Consider the following 20,931-nt stretch of genomic DNA (forward strand, 5'->3'; position numbering starts at 1 on the left):
ACCCTGGCCCGCGCCCTGTTCTACGCTCACCGCATGGCTTCCATGATCACGCCGGAGACCCCGGCGGCCGGCCCCGTGATCGATCTCAACGCCGACCTCGGCGAGGGCTTCGGGCGGTGGACGCTGACCGACGACGAGGCCCTGCTGTCCGTCGTCACGAGCGCCAACGTCGCCTGCGGCTTCCACGCCGGCGACCCGTCCATCATGCGCCGCGTCTGCGAGCTGGCGGCCGCCCGCGGGGTGCGGATCGGCGCGCAGGTCTCGTACCGGGACCTGGCGGGCTTCGGCCGCCGCTCCATGGACGTGCCGGCCGGGGAGCTGGCCGACGAGGTGGCCTACCAGATCGGGGCGCTGGAGGTCTTCGCGCGGGCGGCCGGTTCCCGGGTGTCGTACGTGAAACCGCACGGGGCCCTCTACAACCGCACCGTGCACGACTCCGGCCAGGCCGGCGCCGTCGTGGCCGGGGTGCTGCTCGCGGCCGGTCCCGGCGGGCTCCCGGTGCTCGGGCTGCCCGGTTCCCTGCTGCTCGCCGCCGCCGGGCGGGCCGGGCTGGCGACCGTCCCGGAGGCCTTCGCCGACCGCGCGTACACGCCCGCGGGCACCCTCGTACCGCGCGGTGAGCCGGGCGCCGTGGTCCACGACCCGGACGCGGTGGTGGCCCGCGCGGTGGACATGGCCGCCGGGCACGAGGTGACTGCCGCCGACGGCACCCGGATCCCGGTGGCCGCCCGCTCCCTGTGCCTGCACGGGGACACCCCCGGGGCGGCGGAGCTGGCCCTGCGCGTCCGCGGGGCGCTCGGCGGCGCCGGGGTCCGGGTGGAGGCCTTCGCGTGAGGGTGCTGGAGGCCGGAACCGGGGCGCTGCTGCTGGAGGTGGATTCCGCCGAGGAGGTGGCCGCGCTCCACGCGGAGCTGCTGCGCCGCCGGGACGCGGGCGAGCTGGGCGGCGTACGGGACATCGTGCCGGCGGCCCGGACGGTCCTGCTGGACGGGGTGCGGGAGCCGCGCGCCCTCGCGGACCGGATCGTCCGCTGGCGGGTCGCCCCCCTGGCGCCGGCCGACGGGCCGCCCCCGGTGACGGTCGCGGTGCGCTACGACGGTCCGGACCTCGCGGAGGTGGCCGCGCTGTGGGAGGTGTCCCCCGGGGAGGTGCCCGGCATCGTCGGCGCGATCACCTTCCGGGTGGCCTTCTGCGGGTTCGCCCCGGGCTTCGGCTACCTGACGGGCCTGCCTGCCCGCCTCCACCTGCCCCGGCGCGCGACGCCCCGTACGGCGGTGCCCGCGGGCTCGCTGGCCTTGGCGGGCGAGTACGCGGGGGTCTACCCGCGCTCCTCCCCCGGCGGCTGGCAGCTGATCGGGTCCACCGACGCGGTGCTGTGGGATCCGGCGCGCGAGCCGGCCGCGCTGTTCGCGCCGGGGGTACGGGTGCGGTTCGCCGAGACGGAGGCGGCACCGTGAGGGCCCTGGAGGTCGTACGGGCGGGCGCGCTGACCACCGTCCAGGACCTTGGGCGGCCCGGGTACGCCCACCTCGGTGTCCCCCGTTCGGGGGCCCTCGACACGGGGGCGCACGGGCTGGCGAACCGGCTGCTGGGCAACCCGTCGGGAGCGGCGGTGCTGGAGACGACCCTGGACGGCGTGGGTCTGCGGGCGGTGGGCGGCCCGGTGATCGTGGCGGTGACCGGGGCGCCCTGCGCGGTACGGGTCGACGGGCGCGCGGCGGCCTGGGGAGCCCCGGTCCTGCTGCGCGCCGGGGCGGAGCTGGAGGTGGGCCGGGCGGAGTCGGGCCTGCGCGGCTACGTCGCGGTGCGGGGAGGGTTCGCGGTCGGGCCGGTGCTCGGCAGTCGCTCGACCGATCTGCTTTCGGGCCTGGGCCCGCCGGTCCTGTCGGCGGGGACGCTGCTGCCGGTGGGCGCGCCGGGTCCGGATCCGGTGGCCGGGGCGGACGCCCCGGCGGCGCCGGGCCCGCCCCCGGAACTGGTGCTTCCGCTGCGGCTGGGGCCACGGGCCGACTGGTTCACGGCGGAGTCGGTGACGGGACTGCTGCTGCGGGCGGTGTACCGGGTCTCGGCCGCTTCGAACCGCATCGGGCTGCGCACGGAGGGGCCGCCGCTGGTCCGGAGCCGGGGCGGGGAGCTGCCGAGCGAGGGGATGGTGCTCGGTGCGGTTCAGGTTCCGCCGGACGGGCAGCCGGTGGTCTTCCTGGCCGACCACCCGGTCACCGGCGGCTATCCGGTCGTCGGCGTCGTCCCGCCGGGCCCCGCGCTCGACGCGGCGGCCCAGGCCCGGCCGGGGGTGCCCGTGCGGTTCGTGCGCAGCCGCTGAGCACCCGCCGTGCGGGGGCGGTGAAACGCTTCGCGCGGCAGATGCCAAGTACGGGTGAACGGGGCCGCAGGGGCCCCGCACACCGGGGAGGAAACGGGTGCGCAACCCATCACGGGAGGCCGGGCCTCCGGATCTCACCACGCCCGAGGGGTTCGGCAGGTTCTACGAGGAGCACGTCGACGCCGTCCTCGGCTTCGTCACCCGCCGGGTCGCCGATCCGCACGTGGCGGCGGACCTGACGGCGGACGTCTTCCTCGCGGCGATGGGGTCGGCGGGCGGCTACCGGCCCGACCGGGGCGTGCCGGTCGCCTGGCTGTTCGGCATCGCCCGCAACGTCCTGTCGGGCCACGCCCGCGGCCTGGCCCGCGAGAGCGGCGCCCTGGCCCGGCTCAGCGGCCGCCGGCTCCTCGACGACGAGGACGTGGCCGCGCTGGAGGAGCGGATCGACGCGGAGCGGGCCTACCGGGCCGTCGCCGAGCGGCACGCCGCCCTGTCCGAGCCGCTGCGCGCGGCGCTCGACCTGGTCGTGGTCGACGGCCTCGCGCCGGCGGAGGCGGCGCAGGCCCTGGGCGTCACCACGACGACGGTCCGCGTGCGCCTGCACCGTGCCCGGCGCGCCCTGCGCGCCACCGAACCCGCCCCGTTTCCCACCCCGGAAGCGCACTTGGAGGTAGTCCGATGAGCAGCAGGCCCACCGCGTTCGAGGAGCGGCTCAAGGCCGAGCTCATGGCCATCGCCGCGGACCGGCCCCCCGCCACCGCCCCTGTCCGGTCAACCGCCCGGCGCTACCGGATCCCGATGGCCCTCGGCGCGGTGGCGGCGGCGGTCGCGGGTCTGGTGGCCCTGCCGGTGCTCGGCGACGGCGGCGGTACGTCGCCCGCGTACGCCGTGTCCCGAAACGACGACGGCACCATCTCGGTTCACATTTACCACCCGGACGGGGTCGACGGGACGGTCCGCGAGCTGCGGGAGCTGGGGATCACGGTGGCGGTGGCGCCGCGCAAACCGTCGGAACAGTGCCCGTCGAACGTGGCCTACCCGCAGGGGCTCACGCCCGGGGAGGGCGGAGGTGAGTTCGCCGGTGCCCAGGACGAGTCCGCACAGATGATGATCACCCCGGAGACCGTGCCGCCGGGCCACACGCTGGTGGTGAGCACGCCCGTGGACGACTCGGACATCCACCCGGTCGGCTTCGGCGCCGTCGAGACGTCGAAGGTGCCGTCCTGCGTGCCCGTCTACGCCGACCCCGCCAAGGCCCCCCAGCGGACCCTGAGCCCGAAGGAGGCCGCGGTACTCAAGGACAAGCAGCGGGTCGCGCAGGAGGAGCGGGAGAAGGAGGCCCGGACGGGCGGATCCGCCACGGCGAGCCCGACGTCGAGCCCTCCGCGCAAGCCGTAGCCCGACGGTCGGCAACCGACAGCGCGCCCCCGGTCCGTTCCTCGGACCGGGGGCGCGGTGCGTTCCGCAGGGGTGCACGGCTACGCGGCCACACCGCGCGGTGCGTTCCGCAGGGGTGCACGGCTACGCGGCCACACCGCGCGGTGCGTTCCGCAGGGGTGCACGGCTACGCGGCCACACCGCGCGGTGCGTTCCGCAGGGGTGCGCGGCTCCGCGGCTACACGGCCGACTCCGGAGCGATCCTGCTCCGTACCGCCGACTGGACGTCCTCTTCCTCAGCCGGGTCGGCCGCCAGGCGGCGCAGGCGCGGGGCGACTCGGGCGTCGGCCGTCTCCGCGTGGCGGGCGGCCACCTCCCGGGTGGTCTCCTCGCAGTCCCAGAGGCACTCGACGGCGAAGCCCGCGGCGAAGGAGGGGTCGGTCGCCGCCAGGGCCCGCGCGGCGCGGCCCCGCAGATGGGAGGAGGACGTCTCGCGGTAGATGTGGCGCAGTACCGGCGCCGCGCAGCCGATGCGGAGCCGGCCCGCTCCGTCGACCAGGGTGAACAGCGGCGTCGAGTCCGGGCCCGAGCCGCGGACGGTGGAGCGCAGGGCCCCGAGGACCAGGGTCGCGTCCTCGGCTCCGCCGCGGGCGGCCAGGAGGGTCCCTGCGGCCGTTCCGAGGGCGTCGGGGCGCTGGACCCAGCGTCGGGCCCGCTCGACGGCGGCGGGGCCGCACATGCGCTCGTAGGCGGCTACGGCCGGCTCGTCGCCGGCGGCTTCGATGAGGTCCAGTACGGCCGGGTTCTCCGGCTCGGCGAGGACCAGGTGGTGCAGCGCGGTGGCGCGGGCGGCCTCTCCGGACGCGCCGGCGGCGGCCGCCAGGATCGCGGAGCGGTCCTCGGGGGTGGCCACGGCGGCGAGGCAGCGGGCGGCCGGGACGTGCAGGGGGGTGCCCCGGCGCAGTCCGTCGGCGGCCCAGTCGAAGACGGCCTGGACGCCCCAGCCGGGCTGGGGGCCGCGCGGGGTGAGCTGACGCTGCCAGCGGTCGAAGGAGCCCTGCTGGCGGGCGGCGCGCAGCCGCGCGGCGTAGGCGGGGGCGCCGGGATCCTCTTCCCACAGGCACCAGGGCCTGGGCTCGTAGGCGTCACGGACGGCGGCGGCGAGCCGCGCCTCACCCTCGGCGGTGGCGGGGAACCGGGCGAGGACGGGGGAGGCCAGTGAGCGCAGCCCCTCGTCGTCGTCGCGCAGGGCGAGTTCGTCGAGGGCCCAGGCCCAGTTGGCGCCCGTGGCGGCGTACCGGCGCAGCAGCATGAGCGCGTCGTCACGGCCGTACGAGGCCAGGTGGCCCAGGACGGACAGGGCGAGGCCCGTGCGGCGGTCGTCCTCGTCGAGGAGGTCGTCGACGCTGAAGAGGTGGGCCTCGATCTCGCCCAGGGGGCCGTCGAGGTCCAGGTACAGGCGTGCGTAGTACAGGGAGCGGTTCTCTACCTGCCAGTCCTGGCGCGGATCGCCGGCCACGCAGTGGTTGAGCGCGGCGAGGGCCTCGGCCCTGGGTGCCGCGAGTGCGTGCAGCGTGCCGTCGCCGCGGCCGCGCTGGAGGAGCCCGAGCAGGGTGCCGCTCGGCGCTATGACTGGTTCGAACATGGGAATGGCCTCAAATCAAGCTGGGGACGCAACCGGGAATCGGAATTCACAGGGCCGCGTAACAGCATGTGAGGACGTCCGCCGTCTGGTTCAGCTCGATGTAGACCATTGCCTTCTCACTCTCGTCGGTGTTCTCGGCCAGGGCGGCGGTCCCCCGGCCAGGAGCAGGGGCCGGACACCCGTTGTGTCCTGCCCGCTCCTGCCCGTCCGCCCTGTCCGCGAATCGAATCCGACGCCATGATGACCCAGGCGGTTTGTGCGCCGCGACCACATTTAAGGCCGCCGTGACCAACCCGTGAGGTCTGGACCGGCCTGGAACCGGCCTGGGGACCGGCAGAAGCGGACTACTTGGCTCCGAAAAGTTCCAGCAGGTCGGCCTTGGCGAACATGCGGGCCGTGTCCACGGCGGAGGGCGTTCCGGCGTTCGGGTCGGCGCCCCCGGCGAGCAGTGCGCGGATGACGGCCTCCTCGCCTTTGAAGACCGCACCCGCGAGCGGGGTCTGACCTCGGTCGTTGGCGCGGTCGGCCTCGGCTCCGCGGGCCAGCAGGGCCGTGACGGCGTCGGCGTGGCCGTGGTAGGCGGCGAGCATGACGAGGGTGTCGCCGCGGTCGTTGGTGAGGTTCGCCGGGACGCCCGCGTCCACGTACGCGGCGAGGGTCTCGGTCTCACCGCGGCGGGCGAGGTCGAAGATCTTGGTGGCCAGCTCGACGACGTCCTCGTCGGGAACGTCCGGAGAGTCCTGGGAGGCCTGGGAGTCCCGGGAGTCCCGGGAGCCGCTCTCGACGTGCTCACTCATCGGTCGTACCGCCTTTCACGGGCAGGGCTGCGCACGGCACTGCGTCCGTACGGGTGAAGCGCCAGAGTAGCGCCCGGACCTGCACATGAGCGGCGCGGGCCGAGGCAATGATCACCCTGCGGCCCGCGCGCCCCCATCCCGCCAGGCGCGCCAGCCGGGATGGGCCGGTCAAGTGAAAGATTGCTGGATTCACCCATATGCACCTTTTATCGCATTGATACTTCCTGTGAGCCTGGAAGAACTGATGGTGACTGTCCCCACCCACCAGGAGAACTGACTCATGGTCCTGTCCATCTCAGGTGTCGTCCTGCTCGGCATCATCTGCTTCCTGTTCTTCAAGAAGGACGGCATGAAGCTGACGCACGCGTTCGTGTGCGCCCTCTTCGGCTTCTTCCTCGCCGGCTCCGCCATCGCCCCCAGCATCACGGCGAGCACGGCGAGCCTCGCGAGCCTTCTCGGCGGGATCAAGCTCTAGCGCCCGGCCCCGGCACCCACCCCGAAGCATCCACAACTCCAGGAGACGCCCGTGGCCCGGCGCCCACTTCCCCGCATCCTCAGCAGCGGCACCGTGTCGCTGACCCGGGGCCGCGACTTCGCTCGCACGGCCGCCGACAGCGCCACGGACGTCCTCCATCCGCTCCTCACCATCGGACGGGGCCTGCGCGTCCTGGCCTCGGCCGGACGGCGCAAATGGTGCGACACCCCCAAGGACAAGCGTGGTCCCGCGCTGTTTTTGGGGGCCGCCTGCGTCCTCGTGGTCGCGCTCGTCCCCTACGGCCCCCTCACCGCCCTGATCACCCTCATGGCGGCGGCGGCCTGGCAGGGACGCGACCGCACCCCGGTGAAGACCGGGCCCAGCGATGCCGAGACCGAACGGCTCGGCTCCCTCTACGAAGCCCTCGTGCCGTACTTCTCCATCCCGGAGGACCCCAGCCCCCTCTTCGCCCACGGCGGGGAGTGGGACAAGGCCTTCAGCGGCTACGAGTTCGACGAGGCGGGCCGCGTCACCCGGCTCCACATCCGCTACCCGGCCTACTTCACCGACGGCGAGGCCGCGTCGAGGGCCCGGATCGAGGCACTGCTGCACGCCAAGTCCGGGCGCGGACGGGAGTATCTCTTCGACTGGGACGAGGAGGGAAACCAGCTCGACCTGTGCGTGCTGGCGGCGCTGCCCACAGGTATCGCCGCCCAGCCCTTCGTCACCTCCCCCGGCGAGACCGTGCTCGGCTTCACCGACGGCGGCAGCGTGCAGCGCACGCTGCCCGTCCTGGACGGCGACGAGCCCCGGGACATGCCGCCGGTCATCTGGCGCACCGGCTCCCGTTCCGCCGAGCCGCACCTGCTGGCCGTGGGCCAGCCCGGCAGCGGTACGTCCACCCTGCTGCGGTCCGTCGCCCTGCAGGCCCTGCGGCACGGGGGCGACGTACTGATCGTGGAGGGCGGCGGCACCGGCGAGTACTCCTGCCTCTCCGGCCGCGCCGGCGTCCTCGCCGTGGAGTGCGGGCCGACCGGGGCCCTGGCCACCCTGGAATGGGCCGCCCGCGAGACCGAGCGGCGCCTGATCGCCACCCACCGGGCCCGCGAAGCCGGCCGGCCCGCGCCCGAGGACACCCGCCGCCCGCTGTGGATCCTGCTCGACCGGCCCAGCGTGCTGGCCCACCTGTCCGCCGCCGAGGGCGCCCCCGATCCGATCGCGCAGCTCCAGGTGCCGCTGCGGCACGGGCGCGCCGCGCACGTCACCGTGGTGGTGGCCGAGCAGTTCGACCACCTGGAGCTGCTGGGCGACTCCGTCTGGCAGCACACCAGGGCCCGCGTGGTGCTCGGAGCCGCCACGATCCAGCAGATCGCCGACGTGCTGGGGCTGCCCCCGCACACCACGCCGACGGCCGTACTGCCGCCGGGGCGCGGGTACGCCCGGCTCGGCGCCGGTCCCGTGCACCGGCTCCAGGTGCCGGCCACGCCGGACCCGTACGACGAGGCCACCCATCCGGGACACCGCCAGGCGGTCCTGGAGCTGCTGCCCGAGCGGCAGGCGCCGCACAAGCCCGTCCCGGACCACGTCACCCTGGGCAAGCCGCTGCACATCGTCCAGCCGCCCGCCCAGGCGCAGGGCCCGGCGATCGACGCCTCGGAGATCCCCGAGGTCCCGGCGGACGCCCCGTAGGGCCGGTCCCCGGCCTGGCCGGTGGCCTGCCTTGTCCTACGCGACGAAGGTGCGCGGCGGCTCCGCGCCGCCGCCGCCCGCTCCGGTGGCGACCAGCCGGGCCGCGGCCGCCAGCCGGGCCGCCGCTTCCTCGGCCACCGGGCCGCCGACGGTGAAGGGGAGCCGGACGTACCCCTCGAAGGCCCCGTCGACGCCGAACCGCGGCCCCGAGGGGACCCGTACGCCCACCCGCTCCCCCACCTCGGCCAGCCGGGAACCGGAGAGCCCGCCCGCGCGGGCCCACAGGGTCAGGCCGCCGAGCGGGACCCGGAACTCCCAGTCCGGCAGCTCCCGGCGGACCGCCGCCACCAGGGCGTCCCGGTTCTCGCGGGCCTGGTCCCGGCGGATCTCCACGGCCTGCGCCCAGCCTCCGGTGCGCATCAGCCAGTCCACCGCGAGCTGCTCCAGCACGGGCGTGCCCAGGTCGGCGTAGGCACGGGCGGCCACCAGGCTGCGGATGACGTCGGGGGCCGCGCGGACCCACCCGATGCGCATGCCCGCCCAGAAGGCCTTGCTGGCGGAGCCGACGGTGATGACGGTGGAGCCGGCCGGGTCGAAGGAGCAGACGGGGCGGGGCATCTCCATCGCCGGATCGAGCTGGAGCTCGACCATCGTCTCGTCGGCGACGAGGACGGTGCCCGCCGAACGGGCCGCCTCGACCATCGCGCGGCGCTGCTCGTCGGAGGCCAGGGCCCCGGTCGGATTGTGGAAGTCGGCGACCACGTAGGCGAGGCGGGGGGCGGAGTCGCGCAGCACCTGGCGCCAGACGTCCATGTCCCAGCCGGTCAGCCCCTCCCCCATGGCGACGGGCACGAGGCGGACCCCGGCGGCGCGCATGAGCTGGAGGATGTTGGCGTAGGACGGGGATTCGACGGCGATCCGCTCGCCGCGCCCCGCGAAGAGGCTGCAGATGGCGTCGATGGCGCCCATCGCACCCGTGGTGACCATGATCTGCTCGGGCATGGTCGGGATGCCGCGCTCGGTGTAGCGGTCGGCGAGCATGCGGCGCAGCGCGGGCAGGCCGGCCGGGTAGTCCCCGTGGGTGTGGGCGTACGGCGGGAGCTCCTCCAGGGCGCCCTGGACGGCCTTGGTGAGCCAGGGCTCGGGAGCCGGGAGTGCGGCGCAGCCGAGGTCGATCATCGAGCCGAGGGACTCGGGGGGCAGGGGCTCCAGGCCTCGGGCCGGCATGGGGTTGCCGGCGGGCACCGAGGTCCAGCTGCCCGCGCCCCGGCGGGATTCCAGGAACCCCTCGCCGCGCAGGGCCTCGTAGGCGGCGGCGACGGTGGTGCGGCTGACGGAGAGCGCGACGGCCAGCTCCCGCTCGGCGGGGAGCCGGGCCGCCACGGGGATGCGGCCTTCGAGGACCAGCAGGCGGACCCCGTCGGCGAGCGAGCGGTACGCGGGCAGCTTGCGCCCGCCGGGTGCGGCGGTCCGGCCCTGCTGGGAGGTGATGAGCCGGCCGAGCTGTGCGGCACCGACGGCCGAGGTCCACTGCGCCATGTCGTCCGGTCCACCTTCGTCGAATTGGCCCCTGCCGGCCCGCGGGGGCCCGCATTGGATTGGTTCTGCGGGGTCCAGGGTGCCACGGAGTGCCCGCGCGACATAGAGGAGGCCCCGGGATCGGGTCCGCCTGTAGCGTCCGGAGGATGGCCCCCGACCTCTTCCCCCGCGGCATCCCGGACGTGTACTCCGGCCTCGATCGCCGGACGCCGCGGAACCGACTCGGCGGCCGTTCACCCACCGGCCACCGGGGGCGCTCCCGCGCCGGCGGGAGCACGGGGCATACTGCCGCGGTGACGCACGTACGCCCAACCCACGCCTATCTCGACCACCCGGGTCCGATCCCCTTCGCGCACCGCGGCGGGGCCGCGGACGGGCTGGAGAACACCGCCGCCGCCTTCCGGCGGGCCGCCGCCGCGGGCTACCGCTACTTCGAGACCGATGTGCACGCCAGCGCCGACGGGAAACTGGTCGCCTTCCACGACGCCACCCTGGACCGGGTCACCGACGGACGGGGGCGCATCCGGGAGCAGCCGTGGAGCCGGATCCGCGAGGTCCGGGCCGGCGGGACCGAACCCCTCGCGCTCTTCGAGGACCTGCTGGAGGAGTTCCCCGACGCCCGGTGGAACGTGGACATCAAGGACGAGTCCGCCGTGCACCCCCTGGTCGGCCTGATCGCGCGGACCGGGGTCTGGGACCGCGTCTGCGTGGGCTCGTTCTCCGAGCGCCGGGTCGCCCGGGCCCAGAAGATCGCCGGACCCCGCCTGGCTACCTCGTTCGGGGTGGCGGGGGTGCTCGGGCTGCGGCTGCGGTCGTACGCGATCCCCGCCGCGCTGCGCGCGGGCGCGGTGGCGGCGCAGGTGCCGGAGACCCAGGCGGGCATCCGCGTGGTGGATCGCAGGTTCGTGCGGACGGCCCACGAGCGGGGCCTCCAGGTGCACGTGTGGACCGTGAACGAACCGGAACGCATGGAGGCTCTCCTGGACCTGGGAGTCGATGGCATCATGACCGACCGGATCGACATCTTGCGCACGGTGCTGGACCGGCGCGGAGCCTGGGCCTGACCGGCCCGTTCGGCTGCGCGCCAGGTGGCGGCGGCCGCGGCGGTACGGGGACCAGCGAGGGGGCACCAATGAGTGCGCAGACGACGGAAGACGCGGAACCGGGGGCCGAGGACGGCAGAGCCGGCGGCGCGGCAACGGCCGCGGCTACGGCAGCGCGCAAGCGCGAGCAGCGCGGGTGGTACTTCTACGACTTCGCGGTGTCGGTGTACTCGGCGAGCGTGCTCACCGTGTTCCTCGGGCCGTACCTCACGTCGATCGCCAAGGCCGCGGCGGACGCCGAGGGCTTCGTGCACCCGCTGGGCATCCCGGTGCGGGCCGGTTCCTTCTTCGCCTACACGGTGTCCGCCTCGGTGATCCTGGCCGTGCTGCTCATGCCGATGGCGGGGGCGGTCGCCGACCGGACCGGCCGCAAGAAGCCGCTGCTGGCCGTGGCCGCGTACACCGGGGCCGCGGCGACGGCCGGCATGTTCTTCCTGGCGGGCGAGCGCTACCTGCTGGGCGGACTGCTCCTGATCGTCGCGAACGCCTCCCTGTCGGTCTCGATGGTGCTCTACAACGCCTATCTGCCGCAGATCTCCACGCCGGACGAACGGGACACGGTCTCCTCGCGCGGCTGGGCCTTCGGATACACCTCGGGCTCGCTGATGCTCGTGATGAACCTGGCGCTCTACATGGGCCACGACTCCTTCGGTCTCACCGAAGGCATGGCGATCCGCATCTGCCTGGCCTCCGCGGGCCTGTGGTGGGGTGCCTTCGCGCTGATCCCGCTGCGCAGGCTGCGGGACCGCGCCGTGGTCCGGGAGCCGGGCGCCGCCCCGGCCGTCAGCGGCTGGAAGCAGCTCATCGCCACCCTGAAGGACATGCGGCGCTACCCGCTGACCCTGTCGTTCCTGCTGGCGTACCTGATCTACAACGACGGCGTGCAGACGGTGATCTCCCAGGCCTCGATCTACGGATCGGAGGAGCTGAAGCTGGAGCAGTCCACCCTCATCGGGGCGATCCTGCTCGTCCAGGTCCTCGCGGTGGCGGGTGCGCTGGGGATGGGCCGGCTGGCCCTCCGGTACGGCGCCAAGCGGACGATTCTCGGATCGCTGGCGGCCTGGGGCGTGACGCTGGCCGCCGGATACTTCCTGCCGGCCCGGACCCCGGTGTGGTTCTTCGCACTCGCCGCGATGATCGGGCTGGTGCTGGGAGGCAGCCAGGCGCTGTCCCGCTCGCTGTTCTCGCACCTGGTTCCGGCGGGCAAGGAGGCCGAGTACTTCTCGGCGTACGAGATGAGCGACCGGGGGCTGAGCTGGGTGGGGCCGCTGGTTTTCGGGCTCACGTACCAGGTCACGGGCAGCTACCGGGACGCGATCATCTCGTTGGTGGTCTTCTTCGCACTGGGTTTCGTGCTGCTCGCCCGAGTGCCGGTGCGGCGCGCGGTGGAGGCGGCGGGGAATCCTGTACCCGAGCGGATCTGACCGGGGATCCGCCGCATCCGAGGGGTCACAGCCGCGCGAATTCGGAACGAATTTCGACGTTCAAGCTAAGGGCCGGTAGTGTACGCCTTTGGCCTGCCAGGCGGACCGTTACTGCGTGCTTATGAAGTGAAGACGTTGGGTGACATCTGCTGCCAGATGTGACAAAACGGGCACTGGTGGGTACAACAAGGGGCGGTACGACGGGCGACGCATGACCCGGAGCGGGAATCTATACCGCCGACCGGACGTTGACCGGATGACGACGACAGCGACACCTGTCCTGTGGGCGACAAGCCCGGGAGGCACGATTCATGAGTGAGCGAGCTCTCCGCGGTACGCGGCTCGTGGTTACCAGCTACGAGACGGACCGCGGCATCGATCTGGCCCCGCGCCAGGCGGTGGAGTACGCATGCCAGAACGGACATCGATTTGAGATGCCGTTCTCGGTTGAGGCAGAAATTCCGCCGGAGTGGGAGTGCAAGGCGTGTGGCGCCATGGCACTCCTGGTTGACGGGGATGGGCCCGAAGAGAAGAAGGGCAAGCCTGCGCGAACGCACTGGGACATGCTCATGGAGCGGCGCACCCGCGAGGAGCTGGAGGAAGTGCTGGCCGAGAGGCTCGCGGTCCTTCGTTCCGGCGCCATGAACATTGCCGTGCATCCGCGGGACAGCCGCAAGTCCGCCTGACAGCCGGACGCCACAGCGGCAAGCAGCACCCGCGGCACCGCAAGACAGCACGAAGCCGAGGGGCCCCACCACACACTGTGTGGTGGGGCCCCTCGGCTTCGTGCTGTCTTGCGGTGCCGCGCTGAACGGTTCCCGGTCAGGGCGCTCAGGGGGTCAGTGTGGTCAGGGGGTCAGTGTGGTCAGGGGGTCAGCGGCCGGTGGCCGTTGTCGGGCCGCTGCGGCCCGTCCTCGCGGATGACCTCGCCGTGGATGACCTCGCCCGGGACGACCTTGCCGTCCGGGTAGTGGATCCGGGCCTGCTGGAAGGCGTCGCCGAAGGAGCCGGCCGGCGCGGAGGCCATCTTCCGCTCGAGGGAGCGGGCGGCCCGGCGGCCGATCAGGGAGCGGACCGGCGGGAGCAGGAGCAGCAGACCGGCCGCGTCGGAGATCAGGCCGGGCATCATGAGGAGCAGGCCGGCCAGCATGGTCAGCCCGTTGCCCGAGCCGGGCTTGCCGGGCTGCGGCGGAGTCGGCTGACGGCCCTCCTGGGCCTGCTGGAAGGTGTCCGTCAGGTTCTTGAAGGCACGTCGCCCGGCCCGCTTGATGACCACCGCACCCAGCACCAGGCCGCCCGCGAGCAGCAGGGCGACACCCCCGCCGCCGATCATTCCGGCGACCTGGCCGAGCAGCCAGATCTCCAGGATCAACCAGGCCGCGATGGCCAGGGGAAGGTACGTACGGGCGGGCGAACGCCGCCGGGGGGCCGTAGAGGTCGGAACTCCGGTCGTCATAACCCCAGTGTGCCTGGGCCGGAGTAAAGACGTCCTCAGCCGGAGGTACCGGACATCCCCTAGGGGTGGCGACCTCCCGCGCGGGCTACTTGTCCCGGGCCTTGCCCGTCCGCTTGCCCGTCAGCGTGTCCGACACCTTGCCCGAGAGCTTGCCGGCGTGCTCCTTGATGCCCCACTGGGTGACCCGCCAGAGGGCCTCCACCACGATGTCCTTGCTCATCTTGCTGTCGCCGAACTCGCGCTCGACGAAGGTGATGGGCACCTCGACCACGCGGAAGCCCTTCTGCACGGCCCGGCGGGCCAGGTCCACCTGGAAGCAGTAGCCGGCGGAGGCCACGTCGGCCAGGCCCAGCCCCTCGAGGGTCTCGCGGCGGAAGGCGCGGTAGCCGCCGGTCACGTCGCGGATCGGGACGCCCAGCATCAGCCGGGAGTACGTGGACCCGCCCCGGGAGAGGAACTCGCGGCTCTTGGGCCAGTTGACGACCCGGCCGCCCGGCACCCAGCGGGAGCCCAGCACCAGGTCGGCGCCCTCCAGGGCGGTGAGCAGCCTGGGCAGCTCCTCGGGCTGGTGGGAGCCGTCGGCGTCCATCTCGATGATGACGCCGTAGCCGTTCTCCAGGCCCCACCCGAAGCCGGCCAGGTAGGCGGCGCCGAGTCCTTCCTTGCCCTTGCGGTGCAGGACGTGGACCTGGTCGTCCGCGGCGGCCAGCTCGTCGGCGAGCTTTCCGGTGCCGTCAGGGCTGTTGTCGTCGGCGACCAGGACGTGGGCCCCGGGTACAGCCGCGCGGACGCGGCCGACGATCAGCCCGATGTTCTCCGCCTCGTTGTAGGTCGGAATGATCACCAAGGCCGTGCCGAGCGGTCCGTAGCTTCGCTGTCCGCCGTCGCTCACTGATTCCCCTTTTGCGTTCTCGTACATCCTGTACGTCGTGTCGCAGAGGATGATTTTAGAACAGCGATCGGGGCCCGCGGTCCTTCGGGCCGGACCGGCTCCCGCTGGCTGCGGGCCGCCTGACCGTTGTCTACTGGACCGCAGGGCCCCGATCTGAGGCCACCCGCCCCCAAGCCCCTTCGGAGCAGGGGGGAACCCCGCCCCACTCCTGCGAAGCAGGGGGGACACCCTTGCGGCGAAACCTTCCCTCGCCCCCGAGGCGCGGGCGCGGCTGTGCGATCGGCTCCGTCCGGTTCGGACGTCCGGTGGTGGACCCGGCCGAACCTATCCGGGTCCGGCCGCCCTCACCGAACCACGGCCACCCGGATCACCCCTGTGGCCGTACGAATACCTCCCGGCCGCCGACCACGGTGGCCAGGCAGACCGGCAGCTCGCCGCCGGGGGTCAGGTCCGGCAGTCCGGGGGTGCCCGAACGGGGGTCCGTGGACCAGCGGGCGACCCGGTCGTCGGGGGCCTGCACCACCAGTTCGGCCGTGTCCCAGACCGCGTAGTCGGCCGGGGCGCCGGGGACGAGGATGCCCGCGTCGTCGCGTCCCAGGGCCCGCCAGCCGCCCCGCGTGTGGGCCGCGAAGGCGGCCCGTGCGGAGATCCGGTGGGCGGGGGTGTGGTGGAAGGCGGCCGCCCGGACGGCGCCCCAGGGGTCGAGCGGGGTGACCGGGGCGTCGGAGCCGAAGGCGAGCGGGACGCCTGCCTTGAGCATGGCCGCGTACGGGTTGAGGGTGCGGGCGCGCTCGCCGCCGAGCCGGTCGGCGTACATGCCCTGCTCGCCGCCCCACAGCGCGTCGAAGGCGGGCTGCACGGAGGCCGTGAGGCCGAGCTCGGCGAAGGCCGCGATGGTGGCCGGGGTCATCATCTCGGCGTGCTCGACCCGGTGCCGGGCGGCACGGACGCGGTCCAGGCCGACCTTGTCGGCGGCGGCCCGGACCCCGGTGACCACGGCGGTGATCGCGGCGTCTCCGATGGCGTGGAAGCCCGCCTGGAGGCCCGCTTCGGTGCAGGCGGCGACGTGTTCGGCGACGGCCCGCGCGTCGAGGTAGTCGACGCCGGTGTGCTCCGCGTCGGCGTACGGGGCGTGCAGGCAGGCGGTGTGCGAGCCGAGGGCTCCGTCGACGAAGAGGTCGCCGGCGGCCCCGACCGCGCCGAGTTCCTTGACCCGGGCGAGGTCCCGGTCGGCCCAGTAGCCGAAGACACGGGGGCCGGGGTGGGTCCGCGCCAGCTCCAGGAGGGCGGTGAAGTCCTCCGGGGAGGAGATCTCCGGGCCGCCGCACTCGTGGACGGAGCCGATCCCGAGGGACGCGGCCCGGTCGAGGGCGGTCCGCTGGGCCTCGGCGCGCTGGGCCGGGGTGAGGGCGCCGAGCGCGGCGCGGCGTACGGCGTGGTGGGCGCCCTGGGTCAGCGGCTCGTCGGCGGCCTCGCGGACCTCGGGTACGAGCCGGAGCAGGGCCGTGGTCACCACGGCGGAGTGCGCGTCGATGCGGCTGAGGTAGAGCGGGCGGCCGCCGGTGGCCTCGTCGAGCTCCTGCCTGCGGGGGGCGCGGCGCTCGGGCCAGCGGGCGGCGTCCCAGCCGTGGCCGAGCAGCACCCGGTCGGCGGGGCGGCCATCCGCGTACGCGCGCACGCGCTGGAGGGCTTCGGCGAGGGAGGCGGCCGTGGAGAGGTCCAGGCCGGTCAGGGCGAGGCCGGCGGAGGTGGTGTGCACGTGGGCGTCGGTGAAGGCGGGGGTGACGAGCGCCCCGCCGAGGTCGACGACCTCGTCCACGCCCTGCGCGAAGGCGTCCGCGGCGCCCTCGGAGCCGACCCAGGCGATGTGGCCGCGCTCCACGATCATCGCGGTGGCGAAGGGATCGGCGGGGCTGTGGACCTCGCCGCCGCGCAGGAGGACCGTACGGGGGCCTCCGGCGGTGGGGCTGGAGTCGGCGGTGCGGGGGCCTCCGGCGGCGTTGGCGGAGTCGGCGGTGCGGTCTGTCATGCCGACAGTCTGGCGGGTGCGTTCCCGGTTCCGGACCGCGGCCCCTTCGCAGGGGGTCCGGGGGCGATTCCCCTACCCGCCCTTCGCCCGTTCCCCGGGGGCCTGGCCCCGGACCCCCGCTCCTCAAACGCCGGAGGGGCTGGGGTTGGCCGGAGGGGCTGATTTACACCCGGGGCGGGCGGGCCTCGTACGGGGTGGAGAGGACCACCGTCGTGCGGGTGGAGACGTGGGCCAGGGCGCGCAGGCGGCCCAGGAGGTCTTCCAGCTCGAGCGGGGTGGCCACGCGGACCTTGAGGATGTAGTTCTCGTCGCCCGCGACGCTGTGGCAGGCCTCGATCTCGGGAACCCCGGACAGCCGGTCCGCGATGTCGTCGGGTGCGCTCGGGTCGAAGGGCTTGACCGAGATGAAGGCCGTGAGGGGGAGACCGACGGCCTCCGGGTCCACGACGGCCGCGTACCCGCGGATGACACCGCGCTGCTCCAGCCGGCGTACTCGCTGATGGACCGCCGACGTGGACAGTCCGGTGGCCTTGCCCAGGTCCGTGTAGCTCATCCGCCCGTCCCGCACGAGCAGATCCACGATCTGGCGGTCCAGCTCCTCCATTGCGCTCATAGCCGCACAACTTACGTCCCCGAACCGTTCAGGCCCAGCCGTGTCCACGGATTGAGGTGGCACCTGCGGCAGGCATGTGACCAAGGCCACAGGGGTATGCGGGCGTACGGCGGCCTGATGTGGTTACTCGTGCCGCGCGACGGGAAGTGCTTGGGGTGGCCGTGGCCGAAGAACCTGCCCGCCCGGCCCACCCAAGGGGGAGTACATCCATGCTGAACACCAAGCGCGCCGGTCGTACCGAACCGGAGCCCCTGGAAATCGTCGAGAGCGGTTACGCCGATGACGACGACTACCTCGAATACTCCGAGGGCTTCGAGATCCACCACGCGACCTGCCCCGACTGCGGCCAGTCGATCGCGCTCGTCGCGGACGAGGAGTTCCTGCCGGAGCACGCCCTCTGCCTGACCCCGTGGAACCCCTTCGGGCTCACGGTGTGCGCGGGCACCGGACGGCCCGCCTCCGACGCGCTGCCCACCCTCGGCTTCGGTGACGACGAGCCCGCCGAGGAACTCGAGCTGGAGCCCGTCGTCCACCTGGCGCTACCGCAGGGGCTGGACTGGCGGACGCAGCCCTTCTCGCACGTCGGCGGCCCCGGCTCGCGTCCCGTGCGGATGCCGGCGCTCGCGGCGATGCCGCAGATGCGCCAGCACGCGCAGGCCGCCTGAGCCCCGGGCCGAGCGGCCGCCGGGGGTCTACCAGTACGTTCCCTGCACCATGGCGGTGAGGCTGGCATGGTGCAGGATCAAGCTGTCGGGATCCGCCGGGATCTCCACCTCGCCGAAGTGCGCCTGCCGGTAGGCGATGCGCAGCATCACGATCCCGTGCCGCAGGGCGGCGTAGAGCGTGTGGAACTCCATGTCCCGCGGCGTGTGCCCGGTGAGTTCGGCGTACCGGCGCTCTATGTCCTCGCGGCGCAGGAAGCCCGGCAGGCCCGGCTGGCCGAAGCTGACGGTCAGGTCCTGGAAGAAGCGGTGCAGGTAGACCGTCCAGCCCAGATCGACCTCGCGCGGGGCGCAGGCCGCCATCTCCCAGTCGAGTACGGCCACGGGTTCAAAGCCGTCGGCCTCGTAGATGACGTTGCCGATGCGCGCGTCGCCCCAGTTGAGGACGGCCGGGCCGCCCTCGTCGTCCGGCCAGAGCTCTTCGAGGCGGGCGAACGCCCGCTCCAGTAGCGGTGATCGGGACTTCCCCGCCACCACCCAGTCGTAGTAGGCGCGTTGGGACTCTACGTGGCGGCGCAGCGGGCTCCCGTCGCCGTCCGGGAGGAGGAACCACGCCTCCTCCGGCGGGAACTGGTCGTGCAGACGGCCGAGCAGCGCGATGCTCGACTCCTGGAGCGCGGCGCGCTGCGCGTCGGTCGCGGCGTGCAGCCAGTTCCCCTCGTAGGTGTAGGGCATCACGTCGGGCGGTACGCGCCCTTCGGCGCGGGCCATCACGAAGAACGGGGCCCCGAGCGGGCCCGGGTCCTCCTCCAGCCACTGCACGCGCGGGACCGGCAGGTCGGTGTGGGCGGCGACCAGGCTCATGACCCGGTGCTGGCGGGGCATGTCGTAGGTGGGGAAGACGGTGTAGGCGGCCGGGTCGGCGGCGAGGCGCAGGGCGCAGGCGCGGATCGGGGCGTCGGGGTGGTCGATGTCGAAGAGCAGGGTCTCGCTGGACATCCCGTTGGAGCCGGGGACGGAGATGTTGGTGACCTTGGCGCCGGGGAGCTCGGTGTCGAGCCAGGCGGCGAGGCGCCGGCCCAGCTCCTCGGGTTCGCGGGTGGAGGTACGGGGGCGCGGTGCCGGTCCTGCCATGGGAAACCCCTTCTCTGGCTTGGCTGTTGGGTGTGAGGTGCCGGTCGCCGTGACAGGCCCTAAGGGGCCACCGAGCTGTAGTCGGCGAAGCCGCTGGGGTCGTGGCGGCCGAAGCTGCCGTGCTCGAAGATGCCGTAGCCGGTGCGGCCTTCGAGGGTGAAGCGGGCCGAGTGGTCGGTGACGCCGAAGGCGGCCATGGGGTGGGCCGCGGGGTCGGAGAGGTCGTAGGTGCGGCGGTCGGTCCAGCCGCGGCCCTGCCAGGTGCCGTGCTGCCAGTCGGAGGCGGGCGGGTAGCCGGCCCCGACGGCGAGCGGGGAGGAGTTCAGGATCTCCACGCCGAGTTCCAGGGGTTTGCGGCCGGCCGGATCGGTGAGGTGGACGACGGCGCTCTCGGGGTGGCGGCCGCCCGGTCGGTAGCGGATGTCGGTGTGCGGCCAGCCGAGCTGCACGTCGTGGCGGCCGCTGCCCTCGGGGAAGACCTGGACGGCCTCACTGAGGGCCCGGTGGCCGTCGGCGTCCTCCTGGGTGATGACCATGAGGAAGCGGTCCTCGAACCGGACGGGGATCCAGAGCCAGTGGAAGCCCTCGGGCCGGTGCTCCTCGGCGGCCCGGCCGCCCTCCTCGCCGGGGATCGGGCGCACGCCCCAGCTGCGGTCGCGGGTGCCGGTCCAGTCGGCGTCGAGGGTGAACTCCTCGCCCTTGGCACGGATGGTGCCGGTGACGCTGCCCGCCTGGACGAAGCGGCGACCTTCGAGGATCAGGCGGTCACCCCGGCGCTGGGTGTGGTGCGGCTCCCACACGGCGGGGAACTCCGCGGTCCAGGCGATCTCGTACGAGAGCCCGTCGGGGTCCTCGGGGTCGGCGGCGCAGGTGAGGGTGATCCGCCGGAGGGGTTCGTCGACGGTGATGCGCAGCGGGCCGACGGAGAGGTTCATGCGGTCGTCGGTGAGGGCGTCGGAGGCCCGGACCGCGAGGAGTTCGTCGCCGACGCGGAGGGTGGCGTAGGCGTCGATGACGCCGGCGTTGGGGTAGACCCCGAGGCCGAGGATCAGAACGGCGCGGCCCGCGTGGTCGAAGACGTGGAAGATGCAGCGGTCGTAGGCGTTGCGGTCGCCGGTGACGAGGTGCTTCATCGACAACGGGGCCTGGTGGATGGGGTATTCATCGAGCGGTACGGGCCGGTCGGCGGGCATGACGAACCTCCGGATACGGGTGCGAGGGATGACACCTGAGCGGAAATGACGGTACGTCAGATTGCGGGGCGGGGGCCAGAGTTGTGGCACAGACTGTCAGGGAGACACGTCGTGCGGGGGCCCGGTTGGGGCGGGCCGTCGACGGGGGGCGGGCCCTCCTGGGCGTGGGCCCCCTGGGGGTGCGGGGTTGACCCCGGGGTGGGGCCCGGCGGGCCGGGGTGTGCTCGCCGGGGGTGCTCCCCGGCCGGGCGCCCGGAGCTCTGGTCGGTCGGCACCGAACCCGCGGCGCCCTGCGGGGCTGTCCCCTACCCGCCCTTCCACCGTTCCCCGGGGCTACGCCCCGGACCCGTCGCCGGGTGCGGCGCCGTTTCGGGGGGCTTGCCCCGCACGGTTCCCAGGGGCTGCGTCCCACACCCGTTGCCGGGTACGGCACCACTTCGGGGGACCTGCCCCCGCACAGTTCCCAGGGGCTGCGTCCCGGACCCGTTGCCGGGTGCGGCACCGTTTCGGGGGGCCTGCCCCCGCGCCCCCGCGCCTCAAACGCCGGGCGGGGCTGGAGTTTTGGCCGGCGTCGGGCTGC

20 protein-coding genes are annotated in these 20,931 nt (G+C 73.8%); 11 read left to right on the top strand and 9 right to left on the bottom strand.

Features of this window, described 5'->3' with window-relative positions; all coding sequences use genetic code 11:
* Window positions 1-33 precede the first annotated feature (33 nt).
* The 5 genes from OG247_RS08540 to OG247_RS08560 all read left to right on the top strand — a co-directional run bounded on the left by OG247_RS08540 (window position 34) and on the right by OG247_RS08560 (window position 3,721).
* Window positions 34-834 (top strand): LamB/YcsF family protein, encoded by an 801-nt coding sequence (locus tag OG247_RS08540; protein ID WP_327251672.1) that lies wholly within the window; start codon window positions 34-36, stop codon window positions 832-834.
* Window positions 831-1,457, top strand: coding sequence for a 5-oxoprolinase subunit B family protein (locus tag OG247_RS08545; RefSeq protein ID WP_327251673.1), 627 nt, complete (start codon window positions 831-833; stop codon window positions 1,455-1,457). Before OG247_RS08540 ends, OG247_RS08545 begins: the two co-directional genes overlap by 4 nt.
* Window positions 1,454-2,323: a biotin-dependent carboxyltransferase family protein gene (locus OG247_RS08550; protein ID WP_327251674.1), complete on the top strand. Its 870-nt coding sequence runs from the start codon at window positions 1,454-1,456 to the stop codon at window positions 2,321-2,323. Before OG247_RS08545 ends, OG247_RS08550 begins: the two co-directional genes overlap by 4 nt.
* Window positions 2,324-2,420: 97 nt before the next feature.
* The gene (locus OG247_RS08555; protein WP_327251675.1) at window positions 2,421-3,005 is read left to right on the top strand and encodes an RNA polymerase sigma factor; all 585 of its coding nucleotides are present in this window, start codon (window positions 2,421-2,423) and stop codon (window positions 3,003-3,005) included.
* On the top strand, window positions 3,002-3,721 hold the full coding sequence (locus OG247_RS08560) for a hypothetical protein (protein ID WP_327251676.1): 720 nt from the start codon (window positions 3,002-3,004) through the stop codon (window positions 3,719-3,721). Before OG247_RS08555 ends, OG247_RS08560 begins: the two co-directional genes overlap by 4 nt.
* A 217-nt stretch (window positions 3,722-3,938) precedes the next feature.
* On the opposite strand, the gene OG247_RS08565 is transcribed toward OG247_RS08560, so the two are convergent.
* Together OG247_RS08565 and OG247_RS08570 are read right to left on the bottom strand one after the other, a co-directional pair.
* Window positions 3,939-5,345, bottom strand: a complete 1,407-nt coding sequence (locus tag OG247_RS08565; RefSeq protein WP_327251677.1) for a HEAT repeat domain-containing protein — start codon at window positions 5,343-5,345, stop codon at window positions 3,939-3,941.
* Window positions 5,346-5,689: 344 nt separating this feature from the next.
* Complete coding sequence (locus OG247_RS08570) at window positions 5,690-6,142, bottom strand: ankyrin repeat domain-containing protein (protein ID WP_327251678.1); 453 nt, start codon at window positions 6,140-6,142, stop codon at window positions 5,690-5,692.
* A 280-nt stretch (window positions 6,143-6,422) separates the two neighbouring features.
* Here OG247_RS08570 and OG247_RS08575 point away from each other — a divergent pair, with 280 nt between their 5' ends.
* Both OG247_RS08575 and OG247_RS08580 read left to right on the top strand, forming a co-directional pair.
* Complete coding sequence (locus OG247_RS08575) at window positions 6,423-6,617, top strand: hypothetical protein (RefSeq protein ID WP_007262923.1); 195 nt, start codon at window positions 6,423-6,425, stop codon at window positions 6,615-6,617.
* 51 nt (window positions 6,618-6,668) lie between these two features.
* Complete coding sequence (locus tag OG247_RS08580) at window positions 6,669-8,306, top strand: hypothetical protein (RefSeq protein ID WP_327251679.1); 1,638 nt, start codon at window positions 6,669-6,671, stop codon at window positions 8,304-8,306.
* Window positions 8,307-8,342: 36 nt separating this feature from the next.
* Here OG247_RS08580 and OG247_RS08585 read toward each other — a convergent pair whose 3' ends face one another.
* Window positions 8,343-9,845 (bottom strand): SCO1417 family MocR-like transcription factor, encoded by a 1,503-nt coding sequence (locus OG247_RS08585; protein ID WP_327251680.1) that lies wholly within the window; start codon window positions 9,843-9,845, stop codon window positions 8,343-8,345.
* A 293-nt stretch (window positions 9,846-10,138) separates the two neighbouring features.
* On the opposite strand from OG247_RS08585, the gene OG247_RS08590 reads away from it, so the two are divergent.
* From OG247_RS08590 to OG247_RS08600, 3 genes are all read left to right on the top strand, one after another.
* Window positions 10,139-10,909 carry a glycerophosphodiester phosphodiesterase gene (locus OG247_RS08590; RefSeq protein ID WP_327251681.1) on the top strand — a complete coding sequence of 257 codons (771 nt, stop codon included), beginning with the start codon at window positions 10,139-10,141 and terminating at the stop codon, window positions 10,907-10,909.
* A gap of 68 nt (window positions 10,910-10,977) precedes the next feature.
* A complete protein-coding gene (locus tag OG247_RS08595; RefSeq protein WP_327251682.1) occupies window positions 10,978-12,372 on the top strand; it encodes an MFS transporter in 1,395 nt (464 codons plus the stop codon).
* A gap of 311 nt (window positions 12,373-12,683) precedes the next feature.
* On the top strand, window positions 12,684-13,058 hold the full coding sequence (locus OG247_RS08600; RefSeq protein ID WP_007262928.1) for an RNA polymerase-binding protein RbpA: 375 nt from the start codon (window positions 12,684-12,686) through the stop codon (window positions 13,056-13,058).
* 179 nt (window positions 13,059-13,237) lie between these two features.
* Here OG247_RS08600 and fxsA read toward each other — a convergent pair whose 3' ends face one another.
* From fxsA to OG247_RS08620, 4 genes are all read right to left on the bottom strand, one after another.
* A complete protein-coding gene (fxsA, locus tag OG247_RS08605) occupies window positions 13,238-13,828 on the bottom strand; it encodes an FxsA family membrane protein (protein WP_327251683.1) in 591 nt (196 codons plus the stop codon).
* Between the two features lie 85 nt (window positions 13,829-13,913).
* Window positions 13,914-14,747, bottom strand: a complete 834-nt coding sequence (locus tag OG247_RS08610) for a polyprenol monophosphomannose synthase (RefSeq protein WP_327251684.1) — start codon at window positions 14,745-14,747, stop codon at window positions 13,914-13,916.
* Window positions 14,748-15,087: 340 nt separating this feature from the next.
* Window positions 15,088-16,749 carry an amidohydrolase gene (locus tag OG247_RS08615; protein ID WP_327251685.1) on the bottom strand — a complete coding sequence of 554 codons (1,662 nt, stop codon included), beginning with the start codon at window positions 16,747-16,749 and terminating at the stop codon, window positions 15,088-15,090.
* 163 nt (window positions 16,750-16,912) lie between these two features.
* A complete protein-coding gene (locus tag OG247_RS08620; protein WP_326593949.1) occupies window positions 16,913-17,353 on the bottom strand; it encodes an Lrp/AsnC family transcriptional regulator in 441 nt (146 codons plus the stop codon).
* A 218-nt stretch (window positions 17,354-17,571) separates the two neighbouring features.
* On the opposite strand from OG247_RS08620, the gene OG247_RS08625 reads away from it, so the two are divergent.
* Window positions 17,572-18,027 carry a hypothetical protein gene (locus OG247_RS08625; protein WP_327251686.1) on the top strand — a complete coding sequence of 152 codons (456 nt, stop codon included), beginning with the start codon at window positions 17,572-17,574 and terminating at the stop codon, window positions 18,025-18,027.
* Window positions 18,028-18,054: 27 nt separating this feature from the next.
* On the opposite strand, the gene OG247_RS08630 is transcribed toward OG247_RS08625, so the two are convergent.
* Window positions 18,055-19,158, bottom strand: a complete 1,104-nt coding sequence (locus OG247_RS08630; protein ID WP_327251687.1) for a phosphotransferase family protein — start codon at window positions 19,156-19,158, stop codon at window positions 18,055-18,057.
* Window positions 19,159-19,217: 59 nt separating this feature from the next.
* Window positions 19,218-20,351: a hypothetical protein gene (locus tag OG247_RS08635; RefSeq protein ID WP_327251688.1), complete on the bottom strand. Its 1,134-nt coding sequence runs from the start codon at window positions 20,349-20,351 to the stop codon at window positions 19,218-19,220.
* Window positions 20,352-20,931: the final 580 nt, after the last annotated feature.

The organism is Streptomyces sp. NBC_01244, assembly GCF_035987325.1.
Lineage (GTDB): Bacteria > Actinomycetota > Actinomycetes > Streptomycetales > Streptomycetaceae > Streptomyces.